The organism is Lacticaseibacillus sp. 53-4 (assembly GCF_016861805.1).
Classification (GTDB): Bacteria; Bacillota; Bacilli; order Lactobacillales; family Lactobacillaceae; genus Lacticaseibacillus.
Window position 1 is genome coordinate 24972 of record NZ_BOLT01000006.1, and the last position, 19993, is coordinate 44964.

The following is a 19993-nucleotide window of genomic DNA, read 5'->3' on the forward strand; positions in this document are numbered from 1 at the left end:
TCCTAGACGAAGGCAAGCAAGTGGGCGATCAAACCGCTGTCCCAAAAGACCCAGAGCCCCACGGCCGCATAACACACGCGCATCAGCGCTTCACCATGGGCCTTCATCACTGCCGCCACCTGCGGCAGGCGGCCGATCAGGTTGATGACCAGGACCACCGCAACGGCCAGCAGCGCAATGAAGATCAGCGTGACCCCGAAGTGGGCCAGCGTCTCGCCGGCCAAGACCGGCAGGAAAATCGACAGGTTGCAGCCGGCGCACACAGACAGGTAGGTCAGAAACACCGAGGCGACGGCCGAGCTTTGCGTTCGCGGCTGATCCGCATCGTGATCTTGCCGCAGCGCCATGTACAGGGGCAGGACGCCGAGGACGCCAAGCGCCCATTCGGGGACCAGCAGTGCAAGTGTTTTGCCGATCGCAAAGCTCAGCGTCATCAGCACGGTGACGCCGAGCACGTAGCCCAGGATCACTGCGCCGCGCGAATAGCGCTTCAGCAGAAACAGCAGCATGAAGAAAAAGTCTAAGTTCACACTGAGAAAAGTCAGCGTGAGGAGCCAGTAGTTCATAAGCGACTTCCTAACTTGTTATATGTTTTATGTTGCATATGTCCAGTAAAAACAAAGCCCGAAAATTTCCCGGGCAATGTTTGCGTTACTCGCGCACCACCAGCACGGAGCACGGCGCGTACTTCGCCATGTAGGCCGCCTGCGAGCCGAAGTGCCGGGCGATGCCTTTTTTGGCGGCGGCCCCAATCACCAGCAGATCCGGCTGGTACTTGGGAATGAGCGTTTTGACGATAGTCTCCCCAGCGTCGCCTTCGCCGATCACGGCGCGGACATCCTTGATGCCGGCTTTTTCAGCGAGTTGGACGTATTCGGACAGGTGTTGTTCGAGGTCCTTGCGCTCGCCGTGCACGTAGTCCTTCGACAGGGCCTCGTACACGTTCATCTCGTCACTTTCCATGATCGTGGTGATCACGAGGCTGGCCCCGTCGACACGGGCGCGGTGGATCGCGTACTGAAACGCGGCCAAGGCGTCGGCCGAGTCATCGACACCCACGAGGATTTTTTGATAGTCATCTGGTGACATCAGCGATTATCCTCCTTTTTCTGTTGATCTTCAGCAGTTTCTTCAGCGCGCTCCTGCTTGACCATTTCGTCGGCAGACTTTCCGGCCGCGATTAACTGGTCGCGGGCCATGCCGGACGCTACGAGGGCCTGATTGCCTTTGTACATGTCATACAGGCACCATGCCAGCAGCAAAATGATTAGGGCAATCGCCACATACGCGGCGATGTGGGCTTCGGTTTCCATGCTGGGGCTGACGAAGCCGGCAAACGCATCCGGCAGGTTCAGCATGTTCAGGAAGGTCAGGCCGATGACGGAGATCCAGCCGCAAATCTTGACCCAGGTGGAGTTCTTAAACCGCTTGCCCATTTCGGCCTTGGAGTCGGTCATGAGCAGCAACGGAAGCATCGAAAACGGCAGTGCGAACGCCAGGAAAACTTGTGAGTTGTTCATCAGGTCATTCAGCGCCTCATGTTCGGCGACTGGCGACAGGTTGCGCGTCATCCACACGCAGACCAGGACTGGAATCACGGAGATCAGGCGAGTGACCAGCCGGCGCGCCCACAGCGGCATGCGCATGTGAATGTAGCCTTCCATGATGACCTGACCGGTCAGTGTGCCAGTGATGGTTGAGTTCTGACCGGACGCCAGCAGGGCGACCGCGAACAGGACTGACAGCGCCCCGGACTTGGCGACGGCAATCAAAATGCCGTTGGATAAGACGGAGGTGTCAGACAGTGCCTGGTACAAACCGAAGAAGGACGGATCCTTCACCGCGCCGCTTTTGAACACCGCCACGCCCATGATCAGCAGGAGCGAGTTCACGATGAACGCGACGGACAGTTGGATGTTGGAATCCCACTGGCTGAAGCGCACCGATTGCGCAACTTGTTCCTCGTCGTCGTGGTCGATTTTACGTGTCTGCGAAATCGCCGAGTGCAGGTACAGGTTGTGCGGCATGACCGTGGCGCCGATGATGCCAAGCGCCCCAGACAGCGGCGTCATGCCGTTGACCGTTGGGTGCGCAGCGATTGTGCCAGCCGATGGCACCAGGCCCTTGATCACACCGATCCAATCTGGCCGACTCAGTGCGACTTGATAGGCGAAGACGAACAGGATCACCATGATCAGCGCGACCACGATAGCCTCGATTTTACGAAAGCCGATGCGCGTCAGCAGCAATAAGAGCAGAACATCAAAAACGGTGATGAACACGTCAATGACTAGCGGAATGCCGAAGAGCAGGTACAGCGCAATGGCCGCGCCGATGACTTCCGCGATATCAGTCGCCATAATGGCGAGCTCGGTCATGATCCACAGGACAATGCCAAGTGCTTTGCTGGTCCGGGCCCGAATCGCCTGGGCTAAGTCCATTTGCGTCACAATGCCAAGTTTAGCCGCCATATTTTGAAGCAACATCGCGATTAAACTTGAAATTAGGATGATGGACATCAGGAGGTACCCGAAGTTTTGCCCCCCGGTGATACTGGTCGACCAGTTACCTGGATCCATGTAACCGACGGCAACCAAAGCCCCGGGACCTGAATAAGCCAGTAGCGTACGCCAGAAGCCTTTGCCTTTTGGCACTTCGACGGTGCCGTTGATCTCCTCCAGTGAGGGCCCATTCGCGTACTCAATGAGTTTGCGCTTTTTGGGTGTTGCATCTGTTTCTTTCAATATCCCCAATCCTTTCTGAAATCACTCTCAGTATACCGCTGAAGTTTTCTCTGTAAAGCATTTTGTTAGGATTACCTAACAAAAGTTCTTGACGCATGCATGCAAATATGCTGAATATGCCCATAATGCCAGGGATTCTAGGCACTTTAGTTAGTTTTGTGTCCCTAACAAAAAGACAGTAAAAGTGATTCATCAATACGCGAGAGAGAATATTCGGTGAATGAAAAGCTTGAAAATACCGAGATGGTTGCCCGTGCATGGGCATATATGGAAGAATTATCGTAAATCAACGAGAACCCGCCAACCAGTTTATTTAGGATACCCAAACAAAACCAGCTTAATGCTTTACAATGGGGAAGGTGAGATTTAGACTTGCTTATGTACATATTAGAATGGTTATAAATTGTGGGGTGGAACCATGAAGCTATCAGAAAAGGTCAACGTGCTGCGCGCCAGTGTCATGGGCGCCAACGACGGCATCGTGTCGGTGGCTGGGATCGTTATCGGCGTGGCCGGCGCGACCGCCAACAATTACGCGATCCTGATTTCCGGCCTGTCCGGCATGCTTGCCGGCACCGTGTCCATGGCGATGGGCGAGTACGTCTCCGTGAACGCCGAGCGCGACGGGCAAAAGCGCGCGATCACTGAAGAAAGCCGGGCACTTGACGACGACTATCAGGGTGAGTTTGATTTCATCCAGCACAAATATATGAAGACAGGCATCTCCGGCGACCTGGCAAAAAAGGCCACCGGCGAGATGCTGAGCCGCGACCCCTTGAACGTGGCCGTGCGCGAACGGTTCGGGTTCGACTCCGGCGAGACGACCAGCGCGGTTGCGGCTGCGGTGTCCTCCATGATTGCCTTCCCGACGGGCTCGATCCTGCCGCTGGTGGCGATCACCTTGTTTCCGGCGGCCATCAAGCTTTGGGCGACGGTCGTTGCGGTCGTGATCGCGTTGACCATCACCGGCTACATCGCCGCGGCGCTGGGCAACGCGAACCGCTGGAAGGCGGCGCTGCGCAACGTGGTGTCAGGGATCTTGACGATGGCCGTGACCTACTGGATCGGCACATTGTTTGCCCACTAAAGGAAGCGGTCAATCATGATGAAGACAATGCATACGCCAAAAACCAAAGAAAAACAGACCATGGCGGAGCGTGCGAACACGCTGCGCGCCGGGGTCCTGGGCGCTAATGACGGCATCTTGACGGTCGTCGGTGTGCTGTTCTCCGTGGCGGCGGCGACCACCAACCAGTTCACGATTTTCATCGCGGGGCTGTCGGACCTGTTGGCCTGCGCCTTTTCCATGGCATCTGGTGAGTACGCGTCGGTATCGTCGCAAAAGGACACCGAAAAGGCGGTCGTGGCTGAGGAGTCGCGGCTGCTTGAAACCGACCCGGCCGGCGAGAAACAGGCGGTCACGGACTACTACGTCGCGCGCGGGGTCACAGCCGAAACGGCGGGGCAAATCGCCGACCAGCTGCTGCACGAAGATGCGCTGGGCACAGTGATCCGCGTGAAGTACGGCCTGAAAAAGAACCACTACATGAACCCGTGGTACGCCGCGTTTGCGTCCCTGGTCTCCGCGGCGTCTGGCGGCATTTTTCCGCTGTTCGCCATGACGGTCGCGCCGGTGGCCTGGCAGTGGCCGGCGACCATTCTCGCCGTTATCCTGTCCGTGTCTCTGACCGGCTACCTGTCCGCGAAGCTCGGCAACGGCCTGGTCAAAAACGCGATGATCCGCAACGTGGTCGTCGGTATCATCACGATGATCATCCACTACGGCATCGGGCAGCTGATGTAAAACTGTGCCGCGGGGCGATCATTTCCCGGGTGATGTGGTATGGTGGGATTGTACCGAGATGTTTGGACTACCTAAAAAACGGCCAGTAGACCCTGAGAAAGGGAGCGAAAGACATGGCGGAAGCAAACGAGCAGCCAATGATTGATGCGGCAACTCAAATGCAGCTGAGGGATCAGACGGAATGCGAAAGAATGATTGACGGTTTTCTTTTGCAAAATCTGGTCACGATGACCAACCAGTCTTATTTAGCCTAATTCACGGCGCAACATGGCGCAGTGAAACACAAACGCACCGCTCGAAAAAATTCGGGCGGTGCGTTTGCGTGTACGCTTAGCAGTGCTTGGCGGCGTAAGCGATCATGTCCGCGTTTTGCTGGTTGAGCAGCGGCGGCAGGCCGTCCAGCGGCCAATACTTCATTTCCGTGGTTTCGTTCGGGTCGGCCTCTTCAAAGCTGCCGCCAATCTGCCTGACCTCGTACAGCATGGCGATGGTTTGGCAAACATCGCCGTTGGAATAAATCGTTTCGCCCTGGTCGAAGCAGTGAAGCTGGCGCACGATGGCGACGTCCAGGCCGCTGTCTTCCTTGTATTCGCGGATCAGCGTTTGCGCGTACGTCTCGCCGTATTCCATGTAGCCACCCGGCAGGCTCCAGGTCCCATTGTCGGTGCGGTGGTTGAGCAGGACCTCGCGTTGCTCATTCAGCAGGATGCCGGCTGCGCAGTTGAGGATCAGCGGCATGTGGCCGACCTTCGCGCGAACTGCTTTGATGTAGCCGTAAGTTTCTGGCATGTGGCGCCTCCTTTTTCCGCTAGCATACGCCCATTATCTCGCGCCGGCATTATCGAAAACTGACCTGCGTGCTGGCAGCCAATATGTTATTTTTACAGCGTGCCCATACGTGGTCGCGGCGAGTGACCCGAAATGGTGACGCTTTCAGTAATTAACCTGACTGTTCCTGACCAGTTTTCAGCTCGGACCCGAGCGCAAAAGGGTCAATGTTTGGAAAAAATTTCACGAATGAGAGCATATCCCTTTCAATTTCGGGCAAAAGTCTGCATAATGTCTAATGACAAGACACCATATTATTTCATATTTGGAGGAGTTTAACATGACTAAACGCATGAGCCGTGTGCTCGCGTTAGCATTTGGCGCACTTTTGACAGTTGGCTTGGTGGGCTGCGGCAACAGCGGCAGTCAGTCCAAGTCGGAGCCGGTGAAGATCACGTATTGGCACCGCATGACCGGGGCCTGGAACAAGGCCCAGCAGAAGACCATTGATGCTTTTAACAAGAGTCAAAGCAAGTACAAGGTCGTTGCGACCAGCCAGGGCAGCTATGACGCCCTGCAGCAAAAGCTGATGGCGGCGGCCAAGAGCAAGACCCTGCCAGTCATGGCGCAGGCGCCGACCACCAACATTGGCGATTACGTCAAGAACGACTTCCTGATCCCGTGGGATTCGCAGATGCTTCACGGCAGCAACAAGCTGTCCGCAGCGCAGCTCAGCGACATTTACCCGAGCTTCCTGAAGGCCGGCGAGTATAAGGGCAAGTATTACGGCCTGCCGTACTCCGAATCCACGCAGGTCCTGTTTTACAACGAGACCCTGATGAAGAAGTACAACCTGGCCATGCCGAAGACCTGGGATGACATTGAAAAAATGGGTCCGGCCCTCAAGAAAGAGGGCCTCGCCACGCTGGCGATGGACCAGTCTTACGACGTGCAGCTTGAAGGCATGGCGATGCAGGCCGGCCACAAGCTGATCACGGCGGACGGCAAGGCCAACCTGAACGCGCCGACCACACTGGCCGCGGTCGACAAGATCCTCAGCCTGCGCAAGGCCGGGTACGTCAAGACGGCGGGCACTGATTACTACTTCACCGTTGCCTTCAGCCAGCAAAAGGCCGTGTTCGGCATCGGCAGCTCCAGCTCCATCGGCTCCGTGCAGGCGCCGAAGGGCATGCAGTGGGGCACCGCGACCGTGCCGAGCTTCGCCAACGATTCTGTCGCCGAGCCACTCAACGGGAACGACAACGTGCTGTTCAAGGGTGCAAGCAAGGCCCAGCAGCAAGGCGCCTGGGCCTTCCAGAAGTTTCTGCTGAAAAAGCAGAACGCGGCATACTGGGCTAAGAAGTCCGGCTACGTGCCGATCACCAAGAGCGCCACACAGTCCGCGACCTACCGGGACTACCTGAAGGCCAATCCGACCTTTAAGGCGGCCGTCGATGCCTCCGACACCGCCTTTGCTTCGACCGTCTTCGCCGGCTACGGTGACTACCGTAACGACCTGATGGATACCGTCGACAGCACCATCTCCAAGGGGACTTCCGGCAAGGATGCGTTTGATGCCTTGCAGAAGAAGACGGAAGCCATTTTGAAAGAGAATCAGAACTAGTTAGTTCATACGAATCGTTACCTAATCACCCGAACGGCCACGCAATTTGCGCGCTCGTTCGGGTGATTTTTGTATGGTTACAGGGAAATCTTTTGAGGGGGCGCAAGTTAAACGTATCAAAGACTAACATGTAATGTTATTATTAGCAATCTCAGTCGATAATTAGTATAAGTCAATCAGCTGATAAGTCTTCTATAAACCAACTGTGTGATTCATTGTATACGCTGCACTTTTTAATGCAAAGAGTTTTCTGTTAATATTAGTAATTGTTGTTTACCATAGAAATAAATAAAGGAGTCGACAGCAGATGCGGACATATCTAATTCTAAAAGCATTAGCTCAAGCAGATACGTACCTGTCCCTCAATTATTTTATGGATGATCTTAAGGTATCAAAGCGTACGGTCCAAAATGAGCTGGCCTTCATCAAAAGAGCGGGTCATGACCACGGTTATCAATTACGCAACGCCTATGGCAAGGGGTATGCACTGGAGGTGATGGACAAAGACCTCTTGAACGCATTTTTGAAGGCATTGTCCTCTGACGATGCGGTACTCAATGAAGAAGAGTTGGTCGTCGACATTCTCGGGCACGTACTGACTAGTGACCAGCCGTATACTGCGGTGGGTGATTTAGCCGAGGAGATGGGAATAAGCGGCACGCTTCTTTACACCAAACTGAACACCGTTGATAACTTTGTTGAATCGTTCGGACTTCGCCTAGAGCGCAAAAGCCATTATGGGATCCGTCTCGTCGGCACCAGCCGGGCCATCCGTCAGCTTATGTTGGAGCTTTACCTCAAAGGTGACAACTACATCGTGACAATAGTGGATGAGAGGGTCGGGACGTTTGACGAATACGAGCGGATTGCTGAGGATTGCATCCGCGAGAACCAACTGCGTATTGGCTACTACGAATTCCAAGTACTGATGGATTGGCTCAGGGTGTTAGTTGTATACGCGACATTGCATCCTAGCATGCAACGGAAAAGCGTGGCGGTTGAGCAACATGACGCAATTAATAGTTGCATGAATCAGGTCCTTAAGGAGGTGATTGGGCATTTCCAAATCGACATTGACGAAGACGTTGTGGATGAGTTTCAGTCGTTGGTCGAGCAGTCACTACAGCGGCAAGAGGCGCCGCGCACCGGAGTCAATCAGACTTTCATCAAAGATAGCTTAAGGACTTTCTTCACCGCCGCCGACGCAAAGAATCATACTCGGTACGCACAGGATGATGCGTTCATTGAAGGGTTGACCACGCATCTGACCTTCCTGCTGGAACGTCTTGATAAGAAAATCACCTACAAAAACCCGCTGCTTCTTGAACTGTGCATTCGCTACCCAATGGTTTTTGACCTGGTGCTTAAGTTTTCACAGTTTCTGGAAAGTCAATTCCAGGTGCAGGTCTCAAACGATGAGCTGGGCTTCATTGCAATCCACTTTCTGAATCACCTGGCAACTGAGCAAAATCGTCAAGCCCGCCAGTATCGTCGAGTGGCGGTGATTTGCACGACTGGTGGTGGGGTCTCTAATCTGATCAGAACACAAATCGTCGGCATTTTTCCACAGTCTACGGTTAAGTCATTCTCTTTCTGGGAAGAGGCAGACCTAGAAGCGTTCAAGCCTGACCTGATATTTTCCGTTGTACCGTTAAAGCGCGAACCGAAAGTGCCAACGCTATACATCAAAGAACTGCTGACAAATCGTGATATTGATAACATCAAACGCGCCCTATTCATCGATCGAGTGCCGAGCGGTGAGCCGACGCGAATCGATGTGGCCAATGATTATCTCGATTTGATCAAACCCCAGCTGTTTCACGTGCAGTCAATCGATAGCTACCAGAAGTTAATTCAGGCTATGGCACGTGAAATGAGCGCAACTGGTTTTGGCGATTCAGACTTCGAGCAGAATGTGCTCAAGCGAGAAGCGTACATGAGCACTGTTTATAACAATGGTATCGCCATGCCGCACCCGATTGAGATGAAAGGCAAGGCGAGTGCGATTGCTGTGAGCATCGTTAAGCCAGAGGTGAGGGAGCAGGGCAAGATTGTTTGCTTAGTCTTTATGGTCTGTCTAGCTAAACAAGATTTTCAGTATTACAGCAGCATCTCGAATAGCATCTTTCAACTGATGCAAAGCGAACCAAGAATTAGTCAAGTCTACAACGACCCAACGCTTTCCACGTTGGTCGCCACTCTGAAGGGACTGGAAGATTAATCATGGATTTTAAATTGTTGGAAAAGCTCTCGAATGCCGACGGGGTTGCCTCTAACGAGCAAGCCGTGCGGGCAATTATCAAGGAAGAACCGGCCGATTATCGAGATACATTTACATTCGATGGAATCGGCAGTTTGATGGTGACCAAGCCGAGCAAGGAAAAAGATGCGCCGACATTGATGTTTGCCGCCCATATGGATGAGGTTGGCTTCATGATCCGCTACATCTCCGATATCGGCATGGCGTACCTGCAGGCGCTGGGCGGCGTGGAAGATCGCGCCAAGCACAGTGAGATCGTGCGGGCAACCACAGCCAGCGGTAAGAAAATCGAAGGCGTTCTCAACTCGACTCAAGACGCTGCTGGTAACATTACCCAAACTTATGTAGATTTCGGTTTTAACTCCAAGGAAGAATTTCTCGCCTCTGGCCTCGACGTTGGAGATATGGTGGTCTTCGCGTCGGACTATCGCGAGCTGACTCCTGAAGGCGTGGTAGCTGGCAAGGCGATGGATGATCGCTCTGGCTGCTTCTCACTGATTCGGGCCATGCAGGCTCTCAAGGACGAGGACTTGCCCGTCAATGTGGTTGCAGCTTTCACGGGCAGCGAAGAGGTTGGCACCCGCGGCGGGCGCCTCACCTCGCACATCGTTGATCCGGACCTGTTCTTTGCCATCGATGTCGCCAAGAACCCAGAGTTGGACCGTGGTTTCATGAACACTCGTAAGATCGGTCAGGGGCCAATGTTTGAATTTTACGACAAGACGATGGTGCCAAACCCTAAGCTGATTCGGCTTCTTCGGCAAGTGGCTGATAACGCGGGGCTTCCTTATCAGAAGGACATGTTCAAAGGCGGCGGGACTGATGCCGGCACTGCTCACTTGGAAAATAATGGGACCGCTTCCGCCGTTCTGGGTCTGCCGCTGCGGTACTGCCACAATCCATATTCCCTGGCGTCCAAGAGGGACTTAGAGACCATGAGCAAGCTGGTTCAGGAGTTGGCGCATAAGGTCGATCGAGCAGCGGTAACTGAAATCTACAATTTTTGATAAGGGGTAATGAAGATGGATGAATCAGAAAAAGACATTATGGGCCTGATCTCGTCGTCAGGCGAAAGCCGATCTAAAGCATTTGAGGCACTGCAGCAGGTGCGCAGCCACAATTACGATGAGGCCCACAAGCTGTTAAAAGAAGCCGATGACTTGGATGTTGAAGCACACAACATTCAGACGAAGATGATTCAAAAAGAACTCAGTGAAGGGAGTGATGCAAACAAGATCACGCTGCTGATGGTGCACGCTCAGGATCATTACATGACAGCTCAACTGTCGCGGGATTTGATTGAAGAACTAATCAAGATTTTCCAAGAAAGAGATAGAGAGGAGCAATCGAAATGAAGATCGTTTTAGCCTGCGTTGCCGGTTTGTCAACGACCATGATGATGGACAGCATGAAGAAAGTCATCAAGGATAGCAAAGCGCTTGACGAAAGTACCTTTGAACTTAAGGCGATCCCTGCAGAACAACTGCCCGCAGAAATCGAAGGGACAGACGTTGTCTTGCTCGCCCCACAAATTTCCTACAAGAAGGATTTTGTTGAGTCTGTCACCAAGCCACGTAATATCCCGTATGTCGTTATTCCTAAAGAGACATATGGCGCAATGGACGGAGCCACAGTAGTAAAGGAGGCTTTGATCGCACAGCGCAAACAAGAACTTAAGAACCAGAAGGAACAAGAAGGGGGGAGTAATTGATGTTCGATAAATTCGAAGCCTTCATGAACAAGTACTTTACCCCCGTTGCCAATTGGATGGATCGCAATATCTATCTGAGTGCAATCAAGAAGGCCATGGTCGCGATGACGCCGCTGCTGATTATTGGTAGTTTCGCGTTGATTCCTGATGCGATTCCTAACATGATCGGTAAGAATAACTTCCTTTCGGAGTGGATCATCAAGTATGGTTCGGTGATCACGATTCCTTCGACGGTTGGGATGGGCATGATGGCCTTGTACGTGTCGGCGATTATTGCTTATCACTTGGCGGTTTCAAAAAAGCTCGATGTGCCTGGCTGTATTTCAATGGCCGTCATGAGCTTCCTGATTTTGGCCGTTGACTTCACCAAAGAGGGTGCCGTTGATGTGACCTACTTTGGCACAAAAGGCCTGTTCGTTTCCATGTTTGGCAGTATCCTCGCCATTGAAATCTTTGGCTGGTGCAAAAAGCGTAACTTTACCATCAAGATGCCAGACACCGTTCCAGATTTTGTTTCTAAGTCATTTGAAATGATTCCGATTTCTGTCATTACGGTTGGTGCCTTCGTTATCATTCGGGTCATCTGCGTCAACTGGCTGCACACACTGCCACCGATGATCTTCACCAACATCCTGGCACCGCTGGTTGGTTCAATGGACAACCCATTCGCCTACACCTTCCTGAAGTTCCTGCAGGCGCTGCTGTTCTTCTTCGGGATTCACCCAGCTGTTCTCTCGCCAATCACTGCGCCAATTTCCACGCAGTTCCTGGCCGAGAATATTGCTAACGCGAAGAACGGCCTGGCCCTGACTCACTTCTTCACCCCAGGCGAAGACTCTGCATTTGGTAACTTCACCGGGACTGGGATCACCTTCGGGTTGGTATTCTGGTTCATGTTCTCTAAGGCTGTGGCACAGAAGAAGATTGGTCGGATTGCCTTGATTCCAGCACTGTTTGGGATCAACGAGCCAATTCTCTTCGGGGCACCGGTTGTCCTGAACCCAATGTTCTTCATTCCGTTCGCGATCATCGGCCCAATCACTGCTTCCTTTGGGGCTTGGGCAATGCACTTTGGCTGGCTGAAAATGTCGGTCTTCACGCCGCCGTATGTGGGGGTCTTCCTAGAAGGCTATCTAGCCACATTCGACTGGCGGGGCTTGATCGTCAATGGTGCACAGATGCTGTTCTCGATCCTAATTTGGTACCCATTCTGCAAAATGGCAGAGCGAGAAGAGTTGGAGAACGAGAAGCATCGGGCAGAGAAGAAGGATGTTATCTCTGATGAAGATGAATCCTTGCTTGATGACCTGCACCTTGATTTCTAACACGGATTGACATAGATCAGGCAAGGGCAACCTGCCTGATTTATTTGTTAAAGGAGAGATCACGATGGCGAAGAGAAAAAGAAAAGACCGGCCAAACGCAGGGCCGAATCAGGTCCCAGAACCGGTGTTAGCTCCTGACCACGGGAATGCGCGTGTCTTGTCCGGGGTCTTAGATTGGGTGCTTGGTGGGATTGTCAGTGGCTTGCCAGCGGTGCTTATCTACGCAGTTTTGAGCGGTAAAAGTAAACCGATGACCAGTATGTATATGTTTCACGCTGCTGGCATCAGCGATGGCGCGACACTTGCGACAACAGCGCTTTGCCTACTCTTCGGCTTTTTCTACTACGTTATCGTGCCTTGGCGTATCTATCCCGGGCAGACTGTGGGCAAGCACCTAAATCATGTTCAGATCGTTCGGCGTGATGGTAAGCCGTTGACTTTGGGGTTATTGATCCTGCGGCAATTTGTTTTCCTTGTCTGCATCGAGGGCTTGGCCACGGCGACGTCGACCTACGTCAAGGTGTTTATCACCCTGGCAACCAAGTTTTACGTCGATGGTTATTTCACGGCAGTCTGGACGGTGATTACGATTATCTCCATGGTGTTAGTTTTTTGGAATAAGAAACATCTGGCCTTACACGACTGGGCCCTGGGCACGATGGTTGTTGCGAAACCAGCGAAATAATAACAGGAGGCGTTATTGTGCAAACAGCACGTTTGACAGCATTACGTAACAAGATGAAAGAGCATAATCTTGATGGTTTTCTGATTAACAGTAAGCCGAATCGTTATTACTTGTCCGGTTTTACGGGGACTTATGGCCAGGTATTCATCGCTCCCGATGCGCAGTATGTAATCGCAGATGGCCGGTACTTTGAACAGCTTAAGACGCAATCACCTGACTTCGAAGTCGTCGACAATCAGATGCGCATGGAAAGTACGATTCGTCAGCTACTGGCGGACCATGGCTACCACCGGGTAGGGATTGAAACGGATGAAATGAACGTGACTGAGTATCTGGCTTTGACCTCGGGTGAAAACGGTGCTGAGCTGGTGCCGACTCAAGATTGGATCGAAAGTCAGCGCATGATCAAGAGTGCCGACGAAAAGGCGAAGATTCAAGCCGCCGGGGCAATTGCAGATGCTGCATTCAAGCACATTTTGACCTATATCAAGCCGGGCATGACCGAAAAGCAAGTGGCTAATGAAATTGATAGCTGGGGGTTGGATCATGGTGCCGATGCCCGGGCTTTCGAGACCATCGTGGCTTCTGGCAAGCGCTCTGCGCTCCCACATGGGCATGCCTCAAACAAGGTGATTGAGAATAATGAGATGATCATTCTCGATTTCGGGTTTGAAAAGGACCGTTACTTCTCAGACATTACCCGGACCATTGTGTTGGGTCATGTCGACGATGAACTCAAGCACATTTATGATGTCACACAAGAAGCACAACTTACCGCGATTCGCGCGAGTCACGTGGGTGTGCCGCTCAAGGACCTGGATAAGGCAGCGCGCGACTATATCACTAAAGAAGGGCTCGGCGATAAGTTCCTTCACGGTACCGGCCATGGGTTGGGCCTGACAGTTCACGAGTATCCGCTGCTTAACCGTGACAGTACTGAGAAACTGCAGAAGCACATGACGTACACGGTTGAACCTGGGATTTATCTTGAAGATCACGGCGGCTGCCGGATCGAAGATGATGTCTGGATCAATGATGACGGTGAGCCAGAACTGATGACACACTCACCGGAGCACATGATCGAGCTTTAACGGAGGCGGAGAATAATGGGAAAAGTCGACTTCGACACAGTGGTCGATCGTTACGGGACTTATTCGACTCAGTGGGATTACGTGAAGGATCGGTTCGGTGAAGCGAATCTGCTGCCTTTCACGATTTCCGATATGGACTTCAAGGCCCCACAAGGCGTCAGCGATGTACTGACCAAGGCGGCAAGCCGCGGCCTGTTCGGCTACACGCGCTGGAACAATCCGGAGTTCAAGGGTGCCATCACGAATTGGTTCAAGCGGCGCTATGACACAGTGATTGACCCAGCTAGTATCGTGTACAGTCCGAGTGTCATTTTCAGTCTCGCCAAGTTGCTGGAACAATTCAGTCAACCAGGGCAAAAGGTCCTGACCTTCAGTCCTTGCTATGACGCGTTTATCAACACGGTGACGGCCAATAACCGGGTCCTTGTGCAATACAATATCGATGCGGGAGTGGACTGGCAGACGGTTGAGCAGTTGTTTGCTCGAGAGCACCCAGCGATCTTCTTGCTATGCAACCCGCACAACCCACTGGGGGTGGCCTGGTCTGATGAGGATATGCAGCGCATTGTCGCGCTGTGCGACGCCTACCACGTGGCGATCATCAGCGATGAGATCCACATGGACGTGGTGCGCAAGGGGACCCAGGTCAACACGTTAGCGAAGTACTTCCACGAGTTGAGTGTCCCGAAAGCCGTTCTGACTTCCGCCAGCAAGGCGTTCAACATTCCCGCATTGGGCTGCTCATACGCGTTGCTGCCCGACGCACTTGACCGTGAGCAGTTCCTGTTCAGCTTGAAGCAGAAAAATGCGCTGTCGTCGGTCCCGTACTTGGGGATGCTCGCAACCATCGAATGCTACAACAATCAGGAGGACTGGCTGGACCAGCTCAGTGCGTACATCGATCAGAATTTCGCTTATACCAAGCAATTTTTGGCTGATGAACTCAACCTGGATTACCAGATTCCGGCGGCCACGTACCTTGGCTGGATCAATATCGCGCCGCTTGGACTGGACATGACAACGCTGCAGCACGAGATGGTCACGCAGCAAAAAGTTGCGATCATGGACGGTAGTGTCTACGGCAATGGTGGGCACAACTACCTGCGGTTCAATCTGGGCGCGCCAAAGAGCAAGATCGAGGACGGGCTGAATCGGCTCGCCAAGGCGGTTCACGCGTTGAAGGAGGAATAAGACATGGCAGTGAAGACGATTTACACAGATCAGGCGCCGGAACCAATCGGCCCTTACTCACAAGCTAAGCTGGTCGACGGCACGTTGTACGTGTCCGGCCAAATCGGGTTGGACCCGGCTACCGGCAAAATGGCAGGGGATGATGTCGCGGCGCAGGCAAAGCAAGTCATGATCAACCTGGCGGCCATTTTAAAGGCAGCCGGCAAGTCATTTGATGATGTGGTCAAAACAACCTGCCTACTGACAGACATGAGCACCTTTACAACGTTCAATGATATCTATGCGCAGTATGCCAGCAGTAAACCCGCCCGCTCTACTTTTGCGGTGACGGCTCTGCCGGCGAATGCGCTGGTGGAAGTTGAGCTGGTTGCAGACTAGTTTTTCAAAGAGGAGTACCTGTGTTTTCGGGTACTTCTTTTTGCTGGCAGGGGCTGGCGCTTTTGAAGCGAGTCTCTGATCGGCGTAGAATTGAGAATGAAAGAAGATGGCAGTTTTGAAAATTACAGTATTAGGCGTCGGTGGCATGGGCAGCCGCTTCGCCATTATGTTGCACAATGCCGGCAATGATGTAACGCTAGTAGACGGCTGGCAGGCAAATGTCGATGCGATTCGCAAGGACGGGATCCAGGCCGAGTTCAACGGCAAGCCGGTAACGGCTAAAATGCCAGTTTATTCGCCGTCTGAGATCGATCAAAGCGGCATTACTGCGGATTTGATCGTTGTATTTCTGAAATCCAATCAGCTGGAAAGCATGTTTGAGCAGGTCAAGGCACTGATTCATCCTGATACTTACGTGCTGTGCCTGTTGAATGGCATTGGTCACGAAGACGTCCTGGAAAAGTTTGTCGCCAAAGATCACCTGATTCTCGGTATCACCATGTGGACCGCCGGCATGACTGGTCCAGGCCACGTGGTACTGGTCGGCGATGGCGAAGTTGAACTTCAGAACTTCGAGCCTGCCGGCAAGGACTTTGCGCTGCAGGTTGTCGACGTGTTCAAAGGCGCCGGGTTGAACCCGAAGTACAGCGACAATGTGAAGTACTCCATCTGGCGCAAGGCCTGCGTTAACGGCACGCTGAACGTCTTGTGTGCGCTGCTGGATTGCAATATCGGTGAGTTCGGCAAGACCCGCGAAGCACCTGACCTGCTGCACACCATCATTGGTGAGTTCGCCGCAGTCGCCAAGCAAGAAGGCGTCGACTTGGATCAGGCCGAGGTATATAACCACGTCGCGGCGACCTTCACCGCCGACATCGCGGATCACTATCCATCCATGCATCAGGACCTCGTGCAGCACCACCGCGTCACCGAAGTAGACTTCATCGACGGCGCCGTTGCGCGCAAGGGTAAGAAGTACGGAATCGCCACCCCGTATTGCACGCTGCTGACTCAGCTGGTACACGCTAAGGAGCAGCTGATCGGAGCGAAGTAAATCAAGTCTAAAGTTAATCAAAGAAGCGGACACCAAGGCGACTTGGCATCCGTTTTTTTGACTGGCGAATAATCACTGCAACGAGCTCTTTGCAGCGCTCCCGATTTAGAAAGGCTAGTTGCCGCTAAATATAACTCTGCCAGTCCCATAACCGGAGCCAAAACCACCCTTTCCGTCACTTTCTATGTCGGCGTCTGATCGATAGTAATGGGTCCCATTTTCATCGGTATAGGTACCCGTAGTGATGCTATGAGTACCAGTCGGCGATGAGTGGGGATGGGTATTCTCTGCGGCCTGCGTCTGCGAACCAGAGGTCTGATCGGTTGTTGTTGGTTGTCTGGGTGAGCCATGATTCGCGTTGCCCACGTTACCTGTGGATCCGGTGGTCCGAGTAGTTGACGCGCTTGCCGTCTGAGCTTTCGCAGTGGCGGCAGCTTGGACTGGCGAGGAGACCTGGGCCGCAGCCTCAGCCTTGGCTTTATCCGCAGCGACTTTTTTGGCGGCGGCTTCGACAGCTTTTTGACTCGACGCTGACGCCGCCTCCGCAGCTTTAAGGCTGGAGGCGGCGGCTTTCTTTCTACTTACCGCTGCCGCTTTCTTTGCCAGTTTTTTCTTCTTCGCGATTTTGGCTTTATTGGCGATTCTCGCAACGTCGGCAGAGTGGACGCTTCTGATACCGTACAGGCTAGCGGCACCGGAGAATAAAAGTAACACGAGTCCAGCGGTCGCGATGCCGAACAGCTTCTTCGCCTTTTTCTGGTGGCGCAGGCGGATGCCCATGATGATGCCATAGAAAATTGCAATCACACACAGGAGGCTGATCAAGCCAACTAGAATGCTCATCGGTTCAAGTCCTTTCATACTGTGAGAATTACCTGACAACAGATTCGCGCGGGGCCTATCAACATGTTTTGAGTCGGGTAGTGTCGCAAATGGTGACGTTTTGCCAAGGCCAATATACCGTAATCCAGACGGTCGTGGTAGAAATATATTTGGCATGTTAACTAGAATTGGCAAGTTCCATGTAAAAGATTATAATGTTTAAGACTATGATGTGGACTGCCTGTGGTATAGTGAAAGCAATAAATAAGACGAGGAATTTTAATTATGAAAAAAACCGGTATTTTGTACCGTGACATTGCGGATGATATAAAACGCAAAATCTTTGATGATACCTATCCGCTGCACGCCATGATCCCTACGGAAAACGAGCTGGGTGAGCAGTACGGGGTCAGCAAGATCACAGTGCGAAATGCGGTCGATATCCTGGTCAAGGAAGGGTATCTGAATAAGCAAAGCGGCAGGGGCACGTTTGTGATTAGCAATCGGCCCTTCAACCGACTTTCCAAGGCCGAGTCGTTTTCAACGATCCTAGATAGCGAAGGGAAGAAGCTGACTAAGAAGGTGCTGAGTGTCACCTCAAGCAGCTTCACCAAAGTGCCGACAACGTTTGCTGATGCCAACGAGGAGATCACCCGGGTCGACCGCGTTTATCTGTTGAACGATCAACCGTTTATCTACTTCACTCATTTTCTCCGGGTGCCCATGGCCAAAATTTCGGCGCAATTTCTCGAACAGCACTCGATGTACCAGGTGCTAAAGCTGGCGGGCGTGACGGTCTCGCGGTTTGAGGACTCCTTTACGCTGACCAAGCCCGCGGCGACCGTCTGCGACATCCTGAAGCTTGAAGAGCCCACTGCCATGAAGCGGGTGCGGCTCGGATACAACGAGGTCGGTGAGCTGGTTGAGGATTCGCTGGCGATTTATAACACGGCGGTCCACCCTTACACGATCGAGTACGAGGTCTAAAAACATTATAATTTATGCCGGCTGACCGGGCGCAAGCCTTTGGTCAGTTTTTGTTTATCCGGTAAATTTAGCTGTGGTCCATTGGCGAGGAACGCTGGATTAACGGTGACTGAGACGATGCAATGAGATTGATGAGAGTGCCCTTTTTTAACCGGAAAAGCGTTTACAGCCAAAGATTATAATGTTATGGCGTTTCCAGAAAGGGATGAAAAACATGGATAGCTTCGTAAACTTCTTGGATGCCAAAGTGCTGCCGGTAGCCAATAAATTCGGTCAGCAACGGCACATGACCGCGATCCGCAAAGGAATCATCGCGACCTTGCCGCTGACGATTGTCGGTTCTTTCTTCACGATTCTGGAAAACATGCCGATTACGGCGGTCGCGAACTTTCTCGCTCCGTATTCTGCGATGCTCGATATTCCATTTCGGTTCACCGTCGGGATCTTGTCATTGTATGCCACATTCGGCATCGCGTCGGCCTTAGCTTCTAGTTATAAAATGGACCAGCTCACGAGTGGGATTCTCGCGACCATGGCGTTTCTGGTGGCGACGGTGCAGCCCACCAAGGTCAATGAGAACGTTAAAGGTGTGATTGACGCTGGGCGGTATCTCAACATCGCCAACCTCAGCGCATCATCACTGTTCGCGGCGATCGTCACTGCGCTGGTTTCGGTCGAGATCTTCCGCTGGTTAAAAGAGCGCAACATCACGATCAAAATGCCGGATGGGGTGCCGCCGGAAGTCTCTAATTCCTTCGTCGCGCTGATCCCGGCCGCGATCATCCTGATTTTCTTCTGGGTGGTGCGTGATTTGCTGGGGTTTAACATCTCCACCTTCTTGTCCATGATCCTCATGCCGCTCAAAGGCTTCCTGGCTGGAAACAGTCTGCTCGGCGGGTTGACCACGATTTTCCTGATTTGCGGCTTTTGGGTCCTCGGGATCCACGGGGCGGCCATCATGGATCCGGTCATCCGGCCGTTCTGGGAAATGAGTATCGCGGAGAATATGTCCCAGTTCCACGCCGGCGCCGCGGCAACGCATCTGCCAACGATTTTCACCGAGCAGTTCCTGCAGTGGTTCGTGTGGATCGGTGGTTCAGGCGGTACATTGGCGCTGGTGGTGCTGTTCATGTTCTCCAAGAGCAAGTACCTGAAGGACCTCGGAAAGCTGTCGTTCCTGCCGGGGCTGTTCAACATTAACGAGCCAATTATTTTCGGTGCGCCAATCGTGCTGAACCCGCTTTTGGGGATTCCGTTCATCGTTGCGCCGCTGATCACGGGCACATTGGCGTATGTCGCGACGGTGACGCATATCGTGCCAATGATGATGGCGCGTCTGCCGTTCACCATTCCGGCGCCGATCGCCGCGATGATGAGTACGAACTGGAGCTGGACCGCACTGGTTCTATCAGTGATCAACTTCTTCATTTACCTGATTGTTTACTACCCGTTCTTCAAGGTTTTTGAAAAGCAGCAACTGGAAAAAGAAGCCGCAGACGCGAAAACCAAGGTCACTGATTAGTCGCCGCGCTGCGCGTGAGTCAAAGGA

The 19993-nt window shown here is 52.8% G+C and carries 21 protein-coding genes; 16 read left to right on the plus strand and 5 right to left on the minus strand.

Annotated features, from left to right (window positions below):
- Nucleotides 1-2: 2 nt before the first annotated feature.
- From JUF21_RS03805 to JUF21_RS03815, 3 genes are all read right to left on the minus strand, one after another.
- A complete protein-coding gene (locus JUF21_RS03805) occupies nt 3-566 on the minus strand; it encodes a cadmium resistance transporter (protein ID WP_203623630.1) in 564 nt (187 codons plus the stop codon).
- A gap of 85 nt (nt 567-651) precedes the next feature.
- Entirely contained in the window at nt 652-1089 is a 438-nt protein-coding gene (locus JUF21_RS03810; protein WP_203623631.1) for a universal stress protein, read from the minus strand.
- Nucleotides 1089-2744: an Nramp family divalent metal transporter gene (locus JUF21_RS03815; protein WP_374706434.1), complete on the minus strand. Its 1656-nt coding sequence runs from the start codon at nt 2742-2744 to the stop codon at nt 1089-1091. Before JUF21_RS03815 ends, JUF21_RS03810 begins: the two co-directional genes overlap by 1 nt.
- Nucleotides 2745-3162: 418 nt before the next feature.
- On the opposite strand from JUF21_RS03815, the gene JUF21_RS03820 reads away from it, so the two are divergent.
- From JUF21_RS03820 to JUF21_RS03830, 3 genes are all read left to right on the plus strand, one after another.
- Nucleotides 3163-3831 carry a VIT family protein gene (locus JUF21_RS03820; RefSeq protein ID WP_203623632.1) on the plus strand — a complete coding sequence of 223 codons (669 nt, stop codon included), beginning with the start codon at nt 3163-3165 and terminating at the stop codon, nt 3829-3831.
- Between the two features lie 18 nt (nt 3832-3849).
- Nucleotides 3850-4548, plus strand: a complete 699-nt coding sequence (locus JUF21_RS03825; RefSeq protein ID WP_203623676.1) for a VIT family protein — start codon at nt 3850-3852, stop codon at nt 4546-4548.
- Between the two features lie 113 nt (nt 4549-4661).
- Entirely contained in the window at nt 4662-4802 is a 141-nt protein-coding gene (locus tag JUF21_RS03830) for a hypothetical protein (RefSeq protein ID WP_156314368.1), read from the plus strand.
- Nucleotides 4803-4878: 76 nt separating this feature from the next.
- On the opposite strand, the gene JUF21_RS03835 is transcribed toward JUF21_RS03830, so the two are convergent.
- The gene (locus JUF21_RS03835; RefSeq protein ID WP_203623633.1) at nt 4879-5337 is read right to left on the minus strand and encodes an NUDIX hydrolase; all 459 of its coding nucleotides are present in this window, start codon (nt 5335-5337) and stop codon (nt 4879-4881) included.
- Between the two features lie 319 nt (nt 5338-5656).
- Here JUF21_RS03835 and JUF21_RS03840 point away from each other — a divergent pair, with 319 nt between their 5' ends.
- The 11 genes from JUF21_RS03840 (at nt 5657) to JUF21_RS03890 (ending at nt 16635) form a co-directional block, all read left to right on the plus strand.
- Nucleotides 5657-6940 carry an ABC transporter substrate-binding protein gene (locus tag JUF21_RS03840; protein WP_203663143.1) on the plus strand — a complete coding sequence of 428 codons (1284 nt, stop codon included), beginning with the start codon at nt 5657-5659 and terminating at the stop codon, nt 6938-6940.
- A gap of 307 nt (nt 6941-7247) precedes the next feature.
- Nucleotides 7248-9161: a transcription antiterminator gene (locus JUF21_RS03845; RefSeq protein ID WP_203663145.1), complete on the plus strand. Its 1914-nt coding sequence runs from the start codon at nt 7248-7250 to the stop codon at nt 9159-9161.
- 2 nt (nt 9162-9163) lie between these two features.
- Entirely contained in the window at nt 9164-10207 is a 1044-nt protein-coding gene (gene ypdE / locus JUF21_RS03850; protein WP_203663146.1) for an aminopeptidase, read from the plus strand.
- A gap of 15 nt (nt 10208-10222) precedes the next feature.
- Complete coding sequence (locus JUF21_RS03855) at nt 10223-10555, plus strand: PTS lactose/cellobiose transporter subunit IIA (protein ID WP_203623637.1); 333 nt, start codon at nt 10223-10225, stop codon at nt 10553-10555.
- On the plus strand, nt 10552-10911 hold the full coding sequence (locus JUF21_RS03860; RefSeq protein ID WP_203623638.1) for a PTS sugar transporter subunit IIB: 360 nt from the start codon (nt 10552-10554) through the stop codon (nt 10909-10911). Before JUF21_RS03855 ends, JUF21_RS03860 begins: the two co-directional genes overlap by 4 nt.
- Nucleotides 10911-12236, plus strand: a complete 1326-nt coding sequence (locus JUF21_RS03865; protein WP_203623639.1) for a PTS sugar transporter subunit IIC — start codon at nt 10911-10913, stop codon at nt 12234-12236. Before JUF21_RS03860 ends, JUF21_RS03865 begins: the two co-directional genes overlap by 1 nt.
- 64 nt (nt 12237-12300) lie before the next feature.
- Complete coding sequence (locus JUF21_RS03870) at nt 12301-12921, plus strand: RDD family protein (protein WP_203663148.1); 621 nt, start codon at nt 12301-12303, stop codon at nt 12919-12921.
- 17 nt (nt 12922-12938) lie between these two features.
- The gene (locus JUF21_RS03875; protein WP_203663150.1) at nt 12939-14012 is read left to right on the plus strand and encodes a Xaa-Pro peptidase family protein; all 1074 of its coding nucleotides are present in this window, start codon (nt 12939-12941) and stop codon (nt 14010-14012) included.
- Between the two features lie 15 nt (nt 14013-14027).
- Nucleotides 14028-15203: a MalY/PatB family protein gene (locus JUF21_RS03880; RefSeq protein ID WP_203623642.1), complete on the plus strand. Its 1176-nt coding sequence runs from the start codon at nt 14028-14030 to the stop codon at nt 15201-15203.
- Between the two features lie 3 nt (nt 15204-15206).
- Nucleotides 15207-15581 (plus strand): Rid family detoxifying hydrolase, encoded by a 375-nt coding sequence (locus JUF21_RS03885; protein ID WP_203623643.1) that lies wholly within the window; start codon nt 15207-15209, stop codon nt 15579-15581.
- Between the two features lie 115 nt (nt 15582-15696).
- On the plus strand, nt 15697-16635 hold the full coding sequence (locus JUF21_RS03890) for a 2-dehydropantoate 2-reductase (RefSeq protein ID WP_203623677.1): 939 nt from the start codon (nt 15697-15699) through the stop codon (nt 16633-16635).
- Nucleotides 16636-16749: 114 nt separating this feature from the next.
- Here JUF21_RS03890 and JUF21_RS03895 read toward each other — a convergent pair whose 3' ends face one another.
- A complete protein-coding gene (locus JUF21_RS03895) occupies nt 16750-17478 on the minus strand; it encodes a hypothetical protein (RefSeq protein ID WP_203663152.1) in 729 nt (242 codons plus the stop codon).
- Between the two features lie 264 nt (nt 17479-17742).
- Between JUF21_RS03895 and JUF21_RS03900 the strand changes: the two genes are divergently transcribed.
- Both JUF21_RS03900 and JUF21_RS03905 read left to right on the plus strand, forming a co-directional pair.
- A complete protein-coding gene (locus JUF21_RS03900; RefSeq protein WP_203623645.1) occupies nt 17743-18444 on the plus strand; it encodes a GntR family transcriptional regulator in 702 nt (233 codons plus the stop codon).
- Between the two features lie 214 nt (nt 18445-18658).
- Nucleotides 18659-19966: a PTS sugar transporter subunit IIC gene (locus JUF21_RS03905; RefSeq protein WP_203623646.1), complete on the plus strand. Its 1308-nt coding sequence runs from the start codon at nt 18659-18661 to the stop codon at nt 19964-19966.
- The last annotated feature ends 27 nt before the right edge of the window (nt 19967-19993 follow it).

Excerpts from the sequence above, each read along its gene's own strand:
- JUF21_RS03805 (WP_203623630.1), bottom strand. The coding sequence starts at position 566 with ATGAACTACTGGCTCCTCACGCTGACTTTTCTCAGTGTGAACTTAGAC.
- JUF21_RS03810 (WP_203623631.1), bottom strand. The coding sequence starts at position 1,089 with ATGTCACCAGATGACTATCAAAAAATCCTCGTGGGTGTCGATGACTCG.
- JUF21_RS03820 (WP_203623632.1), top strand. The coding sequence starts at position 3,163 with ATGAAGCTATCAGAAAAGGTCAACGTGCTGCGCGCCAGTGTCATGGGC.
- JUF21_RS03825 (WP_203623676.1), top strand. The coding sequence starts at position 3,850 with ATGAAGACAATGCATACGCCAAAAACCAAAGAAAAACAGACCATGGCG.
- JUF21_RS03830 (WP_156314368.1), top strand. The coding sequence starts at position 4,662 with ATGGCGGAAGCAAACGAGCAGCCAATGATTGATGCGGCAACTCAAATG.
- JUF21_RS03835 (WP_203623633.1), bottom strand. The coding sequence starts at position 5,337 with ATGCCAGAAACTTACGGCTACATCAAAGCAGTTCGCGCGAAGGTCGGC.
- JUF21_RS03840 (WP_203663143.1), top strand. The coding sequence starts at position 5,657 with ATGACTAAACGCATGAGCCGTGTGCTCGCGTTAGCATTTGGCGCACTT.
- JUF21_RS03845 (WP_203663145.1), top strand. The coding sequence starts at position 7,248 with ATGCGGACATATCTAATTCTAAAAGCATTAGCTCAAGCAGATACGTAC.
- ypdE (WP_203663146.1), top strand. The coding sequence starts at position 9,164 with ATGGATTTTAAATTGTTGGAAAAGCTCTCGAATGCCGACGGGGTTGCC.
- JUF21_RS03855 (WP_203623637.1), top strand. The coding sequence starts at position 10,223 with ATGGATGAATCAGAAAAAGACATTATGGGCCTGATCTCGTCGTCAGGC.
- JUF21_RS03860 (WP_203623638.1), top strand. The coding sequence starts at position 10,552 with ATGAAGATCGTTTTAGCCTGCGTTGCCGGTTTGTCAACGACCATGATG.
- JUF21_RS03865 (WP_203623639.1), top strand. The coding sequence starts at position 10,911 with ATGTTCGATAAATTCGAAGCCTTCATGAACAAGTACTTTACCCCCGTT.
- JUF21_RS03870 (WP_203663148.1), top strand. The coding sequence starts at position 12,301 with ATGGCGAAGAGAAAAAGAAAAGACCGGCCAAACGCAGGGCCGAATCAG.
- JUF21_RS03880 (WP_203623642.1), top strand. The coding sequence starts at position 14,028 with ATGGGAAAAGTCGACTTCGACACAGTGGTCGATCGTTACGGGACTTAT.
- JUF21_RS03885 (WP_203623643.1), top strand. The coding sequence starts at position 15,207 with ATGGCAGTGAAGACGATTTACACAGATCAGGCGCCGGAACCAATCGGC.
- JUF21_RS03895 (WP_203663152.1), bottom strand. The coding sequence starts at position 17,478 with ATGAGCATTCTAGTTGGCTTGATCAGCCTCCTGTGTGTGATTGCAATT.
- JUF21_RS03900 (WP_203623645.1), top strand. The coding sequence starts at position 17,743 with ATGAAAAAAACCGGTATTTTGTACCGTGACATTGCGGATGATATAAAA.
- JUF21_RS03905 (WP_203623646.1), top strand. The coding sequence starts at position 18,659 with ATGGATAGCTTCGTAAACTTCTTGGATGCCAAAGTGCTGCCGGTAGCC.